This is a genomic window from Microcoleus sp. B9-D4 (assembly GCF_036705105.1).
Taxonomy (GTDB): Bacteria; Cyanobacteriota; Cyanobacteriia; order Cyanobacteriales; family Microcoleaceae; genus Microcoleus.
Genome location: NZ_JAUBTS010000028.1, coordinates 76,062 through 87,768, shown reverse-complemented (window position 1 = coordinate 87,768; position 11,707 = coordinate 76,062). Strand labels below are relative to the sequence as shown.

11 protein-coding genes and 2 pseudogenes are annotated in these 11,707 nt (G+C 46.4%); 10 read left to right on the top strand and 3 right to left on the bottom strand.

Features of this window, described 5'->3' with window-relative positions; translation table 11 throughout:
• Nucleotides 1-148: 148 nt before the first annotated feature.
• Nucleotides 149-340: a hypothetical protein gene (locus tag QUB24_RS18120; RefSeq protein ID WP_333154569.1), complete on the top strand. Its 192-nt coding sequence runs from the start codon at nucleotides 149-151 to the stop codon at nucleotides 338-340.
• A gap of 67 nt (nucleotides 341-407) precedes the next feature.
• On the opposite strand, the gene QUB24_RS18115 is transcribed toward QUB24_RS18120, so the two are convergent.
• The gene (locus QUB24_RS18115) at nucleotides 408-608 is read right to left on the bottom strand and encodes a hypothetical protein (RefSeq protein WP_333154568.1); all 201 of its coding nucleotides are present in this window, start codon (nucleotides 606-608) and stop codon (nucleotides 408-410) included.
• Between the two features lie 68 nt (nucleotides 609-676).
• Here QUB24_RS18115 and QUB24_RS18110 point away from each other — a divergent pair, with 68 nt between their 5' ends.
• Nucleotides 677-2,281, top strand: coding sequence for a calcium-binding protein (locus QUB24_RS18110; protein WP_333154567.1), 1,605 nt, complete (start codon nucleotides 677-679; stop codon nucleotides 2,279-2,281).
• 66 nt (nucleotides 2,282-2,347) lie between these two features.
• Here QUB24_RS18110 and QUB24_RS18105 read toward each other — a convergent pair whose 3' ends face one another.
• Complete coding sequence (locus QUB24_RS18105) at nucleotides 2,348-2,710, bottom strand: hypothetical protein (protein WP_015175500.1); 363 nt, start codon at nucleotides 2,708-2,710, stop codon at nucleotides 2,348-2,350.
• A gap of 401 nt (nucleotides 2,711-3,111) precedes the next feature.
• Here QUB24_RS18105 and QUB24_RS18100 point away from each other — a divergent pair, with 401 nt between their 5' ends.
• Both QUB24_RS18100 and QUB24_RS18095 read left to right on the top strand, forming a co-directional pair.
• A complete protein-coding gene (locus QUB24_RS18100) occupies nucleotides 3,112-3,954 on the top strand; it encodes a photosystem II manganese-stabilizing polypeptide (RefSeq protein ID WP_333154566.1) in 843 nt (280 codons plus the stop codon).
• Between the two features lie 462 nt (nucleotides 3,955-4,416).
• Nucleotides 4,417-5,190 carry an RNA polymerase sigma factor SigF gene (locus tag QUB24_RS18095; RefSeq protein WP_333154565.1) on the top strand — a complete coding sequence of 258 codons (774 nt, stop codon included), beginning with the start codon at nucleotides 4,417-4,419 and terminating at the stop codon, nucleotides 5,188-5,190.
• A 113-nt stretch (nucleotides 5,191-5,303) separates the two neighbouring features.
• Here the strand turns inward: QUB24_RS18095 and QUB24_RS18090 are convergent, their stop codons facing one another.
• Entirely contained in the window at nucleotides 5,304-6,470 is a 1,167-nt protein-coding gene (locus tag QUB24_RS18090; protein ID WP_333154564.1) for a pyridoxal phosphate-dependent aminotransferase, read from the bottom strand.
• A 237-nt stretch (nucleotides 6,471-6,707) separates the two neighbouring features.
• Between QUB24_RS18090 and QUB24_RS18085 the strand changes: the two genes are divergently transcribed.
• The 6 genes and pseudogenes from QUB24_RS18085 to QUB24_RS33645 form a co-directional block, all read left to right on the top strand.
• A complete protein-coding gene (locus tag QUB24_RS18085) occupies nucleotides 6,708-7,220 on the top strand; it encodes an adenine phosphoribosyltransferase (RefSeq protein WP_333040475.1) in 513 nt (170 codons plus the stop codon).
• 232 nt (nucleotides 7,221-7,452) lie between these two features.
• Nucleotides 7,453-8,493 (top strand): ABC transporter permease, encoded by a 1,041-nt coding sequence (locus QUB24_RS18080; RefSeq protein ID WP_333154563.1) that lies wholly within the window; start codon nucleotides 7,453-7,455, stop codon nucleotides 8,491-8,493.
• Nucleotides 8,494-8,605: 112 nt separating this feature from the next.
• Nucleotides 8,606-8,977, top strand: a complete 372-nt coding sequence (locus tag QUB24_RS18075; protein ID WP_333154562.1) for a hypothetical protein — start codon at nucleotides 8,606-8,608, stop codon at nucleotides 8,975-8,977.
• 7 nt (nucleotides 8,978-8,984) lie between these two features.
• Nucleotides 8,985-9,557, top strand: a complete 573-nt coding sequence (locus QUB24_RS18070; protein ID WP_333154561.1) for a hypothetical protein — start codon at nucleotides 8,985-8,987, stop codon at nucleotides 9,555-9,557.
• A gap of 55 nt (nucleotides 9,558-9,612) precedes the next feature.
• Nucleotides 9,613-10,593: pseudogene (locus tag QUB24_RS33650) on the top strand (leucine-rich repeat domain-containing protein); the annotation flags it as partial.
• Between the two features lie 504 nt (nucleotides 10,594-11,097).
• Nucleotides 11,098-11,607: pseudogene (locus QUB24_RS33645) on the top strand (DUF6745 domain-containing protein); the annotation flags it as partial.
• Between the last annotated feature and the right edge of the window lie 100 nt (nucleotides 11,608-11,707).

The following is an 11,707-nucleotide window of genomic DNA, read 5'->3' as shown; positions in this document are numbered from 1 at the left end:
TCCAAAAAGGACGGGCGGGACGCCCATCCCACAATAACAATTAAAATTGTAAGTTATTTAATTCGCGATCCTTAGCGAAGAAAATTAGAAGACATCCGTCCTACCATTTTAGATTTTAGATTTTAGATTTTAGATTGAAGAATTGGGAATGACAGATGAGCTCATGATTTGGAGCTGGCCTACAGTTGCATTCTTTTTTCAAACTGTATCAGAAGTAAAAACTTTAGGAGTGGCAAGAAGGAAAAAGGTTATTCATTTTTCATTCTTGCTCATTTTGTTTGTCGAGTTTGACCGAAAGCATCCAGGATACAAGCCCCCGGATTCATCCGTGAAGAAATAAAAAACCTGTATCCGATGAAACTTGCCCCCCGACTTTATCCGTGGGGTCAATGCTTCAATTCTTTAATCTAAAATCTAAAATCTAAAATCGATTGACTTCCTTGAGTGCGATCGACTAATTTATATTTGAAAAAATCCATAATAACTAAATTAGATTGCCGATCGGGAATTATACCTGCCCCGATCGCAACTCTGGACACGGGCAAAACTTCCCGCGCCCAAGACCCGATCCCCAAAATCTCAACTATGCTAACGTAGGCAAGCAGCAATCCCTTGTCACGAAGGCGATTAACATAATTTCAAACTATTTATTTTATTGAGGAGCGGTGTATCCCCTATGGCAAACCTGATCGGCACAGACAGCAACGACTTTATTCTAGGAACTCCGCTGGGCGATCGAATTCGCGGCTTAGATGGCGATGACACGCCCCTGGGTGCGGGAGGAGATGACACGCTAGAGGGCGACGGCGGCAACGACCAGCTTCTTGGAGGTGACGGATCAGATTCGCTGATTGGCGGTGAAGGAAATGACGAACTTATTGGCAACCAAGGCCGCGATTCTGCTCTAGGCGGGAACGGCGACGACTCGATTCGCGGCGGTTTGGGCAACGACATCCTCGAAGGCAACGACGGGATAGACAGCGTGGTGGGAGACGCCGGGGACGACTTAGTTAGTGGCAACGCAGGCTCGGATGTGATTGCCGGCGGTACTGGCAACGACACCCTCACAGGGGCTGACGGCGACGATTCCGTGTTCGGGAATGCTGATGACGACTTTCTCTACGGGAATGCGGGGAACGATTCTCTCAACGGCGGTAGCGGCAGGGATCAAATGTTGGGCGGTGGCGGCAACGATTACTTTACCGCCGACGAGGGCGACGACACTTTGTACGGCAATGCCGACAACGATTCGCTTTTCGGAGACGCTGGTAATGACCAGATATTCGGCGGCAAGGCTGACGATACAGCTTTTGGCGGCACCGGTTCCGATACCCTTCGCGGCGATGAAGGCGACGACTCGGTACTGGGAGATGAAGGTAATGACTTCCTGTTTGGTGGCAAAGCTAATGATGGTATCGACGGCGGTTTTGGCGATGACTCTTTGGCAGGAGGTATCGGCGACGATACCATTTTGGGCAGTTTCGGCAATGACAATTTATTTGGGGCAGAGGGTAATGATTCTTTAATCGGAGGCGAGGGTTCGGATACTCTGACTGGCGGCAGCGGCAGCGATGTCTTTGGATTGGGAGCCGGGCCTGGCAGTCTGGCTTTAATTACTGATTACAATGACACAGAGGATTTCTTTGGACTGCCGAGCAATTTATCTTTCGCTCAACTGCAAGTTCGGCAAGGTAACGGTGCCAATGTCAGGGATACAGTAATTACGACGCTCGACGGCAAGCTTTTAGCAATTTTGATCGACACTCCGGCGGCGCTGATAGAGGCGAATGATTTTATCGCTGTGACTGGGACGGTTACTCCCAGGCCAACTAGGACTACAGTTACAACCACAGTTACAACCACAACTACAGATATAGCGGAGGCTGCAACGGAGGCTGCAACGGAGGCGGAGTCTCCGACTCCAACTCCGCCTCCGACTCCAACTCCGCCTCCGACTCCAACTCCGAGTCCGACTCCAACTCCGCCTCCGACTCCAACTCCGCCTCCGACTCCAACTCCTCCTCCAACTCCAACTCCGCCTCCAACTCCAACTCCGCCTCCGACTCCAACTCCGAGTCCGACTCCGGCTCCGACTCCCACGCCGACTGCTTCGAGGATTCCGATTCCGCCTACTGTTAGCGTGCCTGATTCGCCTCTGCTATCAATTAGTTCGATCCCCCCGGCACCGACTCCCGGACTATTGCCAATGCCGAGCCAGACGCCTATATTCCCGACGGTGCCGAACCCGATACCCTTACCTCCTACACCTTACGGGTTTTAGGTGCGATCGCGCCGCTCAGTGATGAGTTTGAGTTAATGTAAAACTCACTAAACTCATCACTCATAACTATTTAACGTCTTGGGGAGTTTCGGCCGAGTCTTCTGGCGACTCGGCTGGAGAATCTTCTAGGGGAGATAATTGTTGGCTGTACCCCAAGAGCGATCGAAGTTTCATGCGGTGGATGTAAGGCCAGCCGCCATTGGCTTCAATATTCCTGAGCAGTTTGTAAAGTGCTTGGCGGTTGTCGGGAAAAGACGCTTGAAACAAACCGTCCCGAATTTCCCGGTGCGAAGCTTCCAGCCTCCGCAGCAGGGCCAAAAGCAGCAGACTGTCTCCCTGACAACTTTCGGCTAAAGTCCGAATCGCCTCTGTCAGCGATTGCATTTGAGACTGCAACTTTTCTGACTCTAAATCTTTGCCGTTGTCCATACTGCTGCTTCCTTTGAAATCTACAAGGCCTTTGTCCCCAGCCTTTTGGTCAACCGACTAATCGAGCTAGTCGCGATCGCCATTCGGGGTCATAAGCAAAGTAACTTAAGTAGGTTGACTTAAGCAATATTAATTTGCAGTCCAAGTCAGGAAAAGAGCACAACCCGTCGTACCATGTGTATTGGGCTGCGATCCGAACATGATTGAGAAATCATAAGTTCATGCTTATTTTCACGACGCACTAGCTTGATTTTTTAAGTCAATGCCGGTCTCGGTGAAGCGAGGGATCAGGATCTAAATGCTACCCTAAGCGCTGGCCTAGCCTGCCGGCGGGCAATTATATTTTGCTCGAAGTAGGGCTTTTTCTTAATATAATCCGATGTTGGATATTGAGGTTTGGAATGAAATATCGTGCTTTAATTGTTGCACTTTTAGCTTTTTGCATGAGTGCGCTGGTTGCTTGTTCTTCTGCTCCTGACACGACGGTGGCGACTACCGAGTTGCTCACCTACGACGAGATTAGAGGTACTGGCTTGGCTAATAACTGCCCTAGCTTGGCAGAAACTTCTCGGGGAGCGATCCCCATCGAAGCGGGCGCCACCTATAAACTCACTGGTTTGTGTTTGCAGCCCACAACTTATTTTGTGAAGGAAGAACCAGCAAACAAACGCCAAGAAGCGGAATTTGTGCCTGGTAAATTGCTGACCCGGTTCACGTCGAGCATTGACCAAGTTCAAGGTACGCTCAAGGTCGGTACTGACGGAACTCTGACTTTCACAGAAGAAGACGGCTTGGATTTTCAAGCTATTACGATTCAATTACCGGGCGGAGAGCAAGTACCTTTCTTGTTCACTATTAAAGAACTGGTAGCCAGTTCCGCTCCCGGAGTGGTTGCTATCAATACTTCCACCGATTTGAAAGGGGAGTTTAACGTTCCTTCTTACCGCAGCGCAGGCTTTTTAGACCCTAAAGGTCGTGGGGTATCGACTGGCTATGACAATGCTGTAGCGCTTCCGGCTACTGACAATGCCAAACTACAACGGTCTAATGTTAAGCTGGCTGACACTCGCACCAAGGCAGGCAAAATTTCTCTCCAAGTTGCTAAAGTCAACAGCGCCACGGGCGAAGTTGGCGGGATTTTTGAGAGCACGCAGCCTTCTGATACTGATTTGGGAGCTAGACCGGCTCTGGACGTGAAAATTCGGGGTTTGTTTTACGCTCGCATTGAGCCTTCTGTATCGTAAAATTGGCTTTCTGGATCGATCGAACTTGAGCAGTTTCTGGCCGTAAAGCTTCTGCTCGCCCTTCATTAGCCAACAGTCTTGAGCAACATAACTTAGGACTGTTGACTAATGACTAAATTTATGATTGAATTGTGGTCATTCGCAAGCTATTAAGTTGGGATTTTTTATTAATTAAAGTTTTGTATTCACAGCGCTTTCAGCTTATAATATAATTTTCAAAAATCCTGGTTAAATTCGGGATTGGGTCGAAAGCCTTCTAGCTGGTAAAAGTCTGCCTTCTGCCGAAAACCGTCGGATAATCCCGCTCAATCCGTTCACGTTCCGAAAACTCAACTGGTGTGTCCGCTATCACACCTATTAAGTGCTAGGATTACACTACCTAAAAGTGAATTTTTTTAGACTAGATTAGAAGCTAGATCTAAAGCAACCTCAGTCCTCTGCTCTACCAACCCTTATGTCACCATGTCTACCACAGTGCCGAACGAGCTAAAAAGCGAAAATTTGCAATTGTTGCGCGAGTACCAACTTTCTGGATCGAATGAAATCCGCAATCAGTTAGTTAAACTGAATATTGGACTGGTCAGAAAAGAAGTTTACCACTGGCTCAACCAGTGCGGTGAAAGCTACGACGATTTGCTGCAAGTCGGATGTATTGGGTTGATCAGGGCGATCGAGCGGTTTGATATCGCCAAGGGACACGCTTTTAGTTCCTTTGCAATTCCCTACATACGGGGCGAAATTCAACACTACTTGCGGGACAAAAGCCCTTCTGTGCGATTTCCCCGCCACTGGCAGTCCCTGGAACGCAAATCTGTAGCCGCGATTAAGGATTTGCAGGTGCAGTTAAACCGCAAACCTACGGATGCTGAAGTAGCAGCAGCCCTTGAGGTTTCTGTACAAGAATGGCAAGAAATTAAGTTGGCCCATCTCAACAGATCGCCTCTGAGTTTGGACGCGCCGATGCAAGATGAAGATGAGGGGGCGACTTGTCTGGGAGAATTGGTGCCCGATAGCAAGTATCGGAGTTTTCAGTTGGCGCAAGAGGATCAAATTCGCGTACAGCAAGCTTTGGCTATGTTGGAACAACGGACTCGCGAGATATTGGAGTTTGTTTTTCTCTACGATTTGACCCAGAAAGAAACGGCTGAACGCTTGGGTATCAGTGCGGTGACTGTTTCTCGGCGAGTTAAGAAGGGGCTGGATTTGCTCAAAGAGATTATGACTAAACAGCTTTAGTCATTAGTCAGTTGTTGGTTGTCAGTTGTGAACAGTTAACCGTTAACAGTTAACCGTTAACAGTTAACAGTGAACCGTTAACAGTCAACAGTCAACAGTCAACAGACTAATTTTTAGATACTGCGGACAAATTTATCGAGCCTTTCTACGGCTTTTTTAATTGTGCCTAAATCGGTGGCGTAAGACAAGCGAATATGGTCGTCTGCACCAAACGCAATCCCCGGAATAACTGCTACTTGCTGCTGTTCTAAGAAAGCGTCGCAAAATTCCAAAGAATTCATTCCAGTCTTGCTAATGTTGACAAACATATAGAAAGCACCGTCGGGTTTGATGCAGCTAATTCCAGGGACAGCATCGAGTAATTCAAATATTACCTGACGCCTTTCGGCAAAAGCTTGACGCATTGTTTCGACAGATTCTTGGCTGCTTTCCAAAGCTGCGATCGCGCCGTACTGTGCAAAAGTACACACATTTGATGTACTGTGACCTTGAATGGTGCTGGTGGCTTTGATTAATTCAATCGGCCCGGCCAAATAACCGATTCGCCAGCCTGTCATCGAGTAAGCTTTGGCAAAACCGCTGCTGATCAGGGTGCGATCGAAGATTTCTTTGCCCAGGGAACCGATGCTGACGTGTTGGGCGCCGTCATATATAATTTTTTCGTAAATCTCGTCAGCAACGACTAAAATATCTCGATCGACTATCACCTCGGCCAATGCTTTGATTTCCGCCGGAGTATACACCATTCCCGTCGGGTTAGAAGGCGAATTCAGTACAAATAACTTGGTTTTGGGAGTAATCGCTTTACTCAGTTGTTCCGGTGTAATTTTATATCCTGTAGAAGCATCAGTCCGTACAATTACGGGCTTGCCGCTGGCGAGTTTCACCATTTCTGGATAGCTCAGCCAGTAGGGAGCCGGAATAATTACTTCATCTCCCGGCTCGATCAGAGCCATCATCAGATTGTAGAGGGAATGCTTGCCGCCGTTGGTGACAATGATATTTTCCGGTTGATAGTTGAGATTATTGTCATCGCGGAGTTTGCGGGCGATCGCAGCTTTTAACTGCAGTTCCCCAGTTACAGGGCCGTACTTAGTCTTCCCCTCGTCTAAAGCTTGTTTTGCCGCTGCTTTAATGTGTTCGGGGGTATCAAAGTCGGGTTCTCCCGTACTCAAACTACATACATCAATCCCTTCGGCCTTCATGGCTTTAGCCTTAGCGGCGATCGCCAAGGTTATAGAAGGAGGAACCTCACCCACTCGTGCTGCCAACTTAATCATTGGATTTTAGATATTAGATTTTTGACTTTAGATCTTAGGGTGACAAATGTTGATATTCAACCCTGTTGTTAGGGAATTATGACATTTGTTTACATAGTACGTAAAGGATTAAGCAATTAAAGAATAAAAATTAAAAAAGCTCTTAGTTTTAATTTTTATTTTTTAATTTTTAATTTTTGACGTTATTATTGTAACATTTTTGATGCCTCGTTACCCTCAACGCCGATCTGCAAGCTTATGGATCTCAAATCTCTGATTCGCGACATTCCTGATTTCCCCAAGCCGGGAATTCTGTTTCGAGACATTACAACTTTACTGCGCGACCCGCAAGGGCTGAGCTACACCATTGACAGCTTAGCCGAAAAATGCTCTGCAATGTCTGTTGACTACGTAGTGGGCATGGAATCGCGGGGCTTCATCTTTGGCGCGCCGTTGGCTTATAAAATGGGAATAGGCTTTATTCCTGTCCGCAAGCCGGGGAAACTGCCAGGTGCGGTTCATTTTGCTGAGTATGAGTTGGAGTACGGTGTCGATCGACTGGAGATGCACCGAGATGCGATGACATCCGGCAGCCGGGTGCTGATTGTGGACGATTTAATCGCCACTGGCGGAACAGCGGCGGCGACGGCTAAGTTGTTAGAGCAAGCTGGCTGCGAGCTTGTCGGTTTTGCTTTTATCATTGAATTGCAGGCCTTGGGCGGCAGGCAGAAATTGCCCGATGTGCCGATCGTCACGCTAGTGGAGTATTAGTTAGTTAACTGTTGGCAGTTGACAGTTGACTGTTGACTGTTGACAGTTGACTGCTGAGTAAAAACTACTGACAAATAATATCCTTGACCTTTGCATCGGAATTATTCATCTCTCTCTTCTCTTTCTCTGCGTTCTCTGCGTTCTCTGTGGTTAAATCATTCCGATGCAACCGGAATTAATATCATTCACAATTCTTCAAATCTAAAATCTAAAATCTAAAATCTAAAATCCTATGACTTCTATTAAATTGAATCGAAATTGGCGAAGGTTGAATTCTCTGTTTGGTGGCGAGACATTTACTTATGTTTTCAAGCGACTGTTGCAGGCACTTTTAACCCTATTTTTGGCATCAATGCTTTGTTTTGCAATTATTGAGCTAGCACCGGGAAATTACTTGGATACATTGAGCCAAAATCCCAAGATTTCGCCGGAGACACTCAAGCAACTCGAACAGCAGTTCGGCTTAGATAAACCAGCGATTGTGCAGTATTGGCTGTGGCTGCAACAAATTGTGACGCGGGGGAATTTTGGCACGAGTTTTGTGTATCAGCGATCCGTAGCTTCGCTGCTGTGGGAACGGGTACCGGCGACGCTGTTGATGGCGATCGCATCTTTGATTGTAACTTGGGCGATCGCCATTCCCTTGGGAATTGTCGCCGCCGTCAATCAAAACCGCACAGTCGATCGAGTTCTGCAAGTAGTCAGCTACACCGGACAAGGATTTCCGAGCTTTATCACAGCGTTGCTGCTGCTATTTTTCGCACAGAATACTTCGCCTCTGTTTCCCGTCGGAGGAATGACAAGTATTGACCATGCAGACTTACCTTGGTGGGGTCAAATCCTCGATTACGGCTGGCACTTAATTTTGCCAACTGTCGCCCTCAGCGTTACTGGTTTTGCTGGTTTGCAAAGATTGATGCGCGGACAATTGTTGGACGTGCTGCGTCAAGATTATATCCGAACAGCACGGGCTAAAGGTTTGCCGGACGATCGAGTAATTTACATTCATGCTTTGCGGAATGCTGTTAATCCGTTGATTACGCTATTGGGTTTTGAGTTTGCTAGTTTGTTGAGCGGTGCGTTTATTGCCGAATTTTTCTTTAATTGGCCTGGTTTGGGAAAGCTGACTTTGGAGGCGGTGAACAATCAAGATTTGTATTTAGTAATGGCAAGTTTGATGATGGGTGCGACGATGTTGATTGTGGGGAATTTGTTGGCAGATTTGCTGCTGAAAGCTGTCGATCCTCGGATTAAGCTGGAAGATTTGAAGTGATAGAATCATATTTGACTATAAATTTGATTCTCGTTAAATTCTGTTGTGACACAACCATTTTCCAATAATGTTCCTAGCCCTCGCTTTTCCAATCAGTCCCCCGCGACGCTAAATGATGAAATTCGATCGGCAGATGAGTTACGTATCAGACCGACCCATTAAAGTGGGAGAAGCAGGATTTGACGATATAATTAATGAAGGTACTGTCAAAGGGGCAGTGACAACAAACCTAGAACTCCTTATAATTCCGAAATTTTTAGATGTTAACAATGAAATTTACCATACGGTTATAACTCGCGGTCAGCCTGTTTTGGCGGCGGGAGAAGCCGAGATTGTCGGCACCAACGGTTTGTATATTTTGCTAACAATCAGCAATCACAGCGGGCATTTTAGACCCAATTCAGAGAGCTTAGAACTAGGAATTGCAGCCTTTAGGCAGCAAGGAGTTGATACAAATAATGCTGATATCGAATATGTGGAGTAGATAAATTATGACTCAATCTCCTACGACAATATCCCTCGATCGCATTCTCGAACAAAATGCCGAATCTGTACTGATTTGGGCGAACAACATATTTTCAGGTCAAACCACCGAACCACAAGGGTTTAACTGGCTATTATTAGCCGATGTTGCCTCGGCTAAGGCTCGAAAAGGTCAAAATGGTTCCGGTTTGTGCGATCGCAAATGGGCAGAAGTCGCGATCGCAATTTACGATCGCAAGGCCGATGATGCCGAGCGCCAAAAACCAGGTAGTGGCGAGTCTTTTACGATTTCCTCAATGATGTTGCGGGCTGCGATGATAGAAAAACAGGAAGTAATTTCCGATCATCCTGTTCTCGATGTTAACTTAATTTTAAAATGGTTTTGGGATAACATCAAAGAGTCGCAGGAAGATGTCGAAAAAAAGGCAGCTAATTGGAAAACGCTACCTATTGCAGAAATTCGCGAGTTAAGAAAACTTAAAAATCGATTGAAAGTTATTGCAGCGCTTTCTGATAATGATAAATATGTTTTAGATGAAAAACTCAACACTTGGCTATTACTACGCGATAAATTACCATAAAAGTGCGATAAATATTCCCATGCCCCATGCCCCCTGACCAATCTCGGAGTGTTTTATGTCAGAAAAACAACCAAACGATGTAATGAGTTTTAGCCGCTTTGCCGACTGGTGCAGGCATATTGACAGTCTTTCAGAAGAGGCAAGGCACACAGTTAAAGTGTTGTTAAAAAAAGCTGGCACTGATGACGCACAAGCAGCGGAGCAGATACTTTCAAGCATGACAGAACTCGATCTCAACAGAAATCGAATTACCGACATCAGCTTCGTCGGCTGGCTCACCAATCTGACAACACTGGATCTGGGCGAAAATGAAATTACCGACATCAGCTTCCTCGGCTCGCTCACCAATCTGACAACACTGGATCTCAGCTACAATCTAATTACCGACATCAGCTTCCTCGGCTCGCTCACCAATCTGACAACACTGCATCTCAACAACAATCGAATTAGCGACTTCAGCTTCCTCGGCTCGCTCACCAATCTGACAACACTGCATCTCAACAACAATCGAATTACCGACTTCAGCTTCCTCGGCTCGCTCACCAATCTGACAACACTTTATCTCGGCCACAATCGAATTACCGACTTCAGCATCCTCGGCTCGCTCACCAATCTGACAAAACTGAATCTCTACAGCAATAAAATTACCGACATCAGCTTCCTCGGCTCGCTCACCAATCTAACAACACTGGAGCTCACCTGGAATCAAATTAGCGACATCAGCTTCCTCAGCTCGCTCACCAATCTGACAACACTGAATCTGAGCAGCAATCAAATTAGCGATATCAGCATCCTCGGCTCGCTCACCAATCTGACCACACTGGATCTCTTCAACAATAAAATGACCGACATCAGCTTCTTGGGCTCGCTCACCAATCTGACAGCAGTGAATCTGGACAACAATCATATTACCGATATCAGCGCCTTGCGAGCTCTCACCAATCTGACAGCAGTGAATCTGGGCAACAATCAAATTACCGATATCAGCGCCTTGCGTAAGCTCACCAATCTGACAGAAGTGAATCTGGACAACAATCGAATTACCGCTATGTGCGTGTTAGGCCTCCTCGCACAGAAACGTCTTACTCTCTCGACTAGACCAATTGATGGTCAAAAAGCCACAGAAGTTATCAAAGTTGCCTATGCAGCTATTGGCCTAGAAGAACCCAAAGTTATTACTTGCAGCAGTCCCGGCGACGCTTTTCTCGAAATCTTCAACAGGCTCAAACGCTACGGTAATAGATTGGGGAAAAATTTAGACGGGAAATGGATGTCCCCTGTGGGAGAATTTGCAAGTCCGGGCCTGTGGAACTATGATCTCGATAGCATGATGCTCGAGTGCGAAGCAGACAGCACACTGATTTCGCTAATGTACGAATGGGTGGAAAGCTATCTGCAATCGGAACAAACGATCGGGAATGTTATTACCAATAATTTAACCCCCACGACTTTGTTTAAAGAAATCTATTTGACTCAATGGTATATATATTCATTAGGCGTCAATCTTTCCCAAAAGGCACAAGAAATATTTCGCTGCCAAAAGCTGCTTTTCGAGGATTGCGGTTTGATATTTCCCTTTGAAAAGATTTGCGTGGTGTGCGATCGCCCCCGCCACCTGCGCTTTGACAGTCAAAACCGCTTGCACGCTGAAGCAGAACCTGCGATCGAGTTTGCGGACGGATGGAATTTTTACTATTATCACGGCGTCAGATTGCCTGAAGAATACGGCAAAGTCCACCCAAATCAATGGCAACCGCAATGGCTTTTAACAGAAGAGAATGCCGAAGTTCGGCGAGTGTTAATTCAAGGAATTGGTTACGATCGCATAATTCAAGAGTTGCAAGCAAAACAAATAGATAGTTGGCAGGAATATGCACTCTTACAAATAGATAACGCCGATGTCGAGCCGATTTATTTGTTAAAAATGACTTGTCCGAGTACGGGATTCATTCACGCTTTGAGAGTTCCACCTAACCTGAGATCAGCGAGGGAGGCAATTCGGTGGGCAAATTGGGATATCGATCCAGAGGAATTTTCCGTGCAGACTTGATATAGCAGAAGGAAGAAGGAAGAGGGAAGAAGGAAGAAGGAAGAGTTAATATTAGCAAGGATTTCAGCGATCGATAATGTCTTTGTTTTAATTTCAGAAA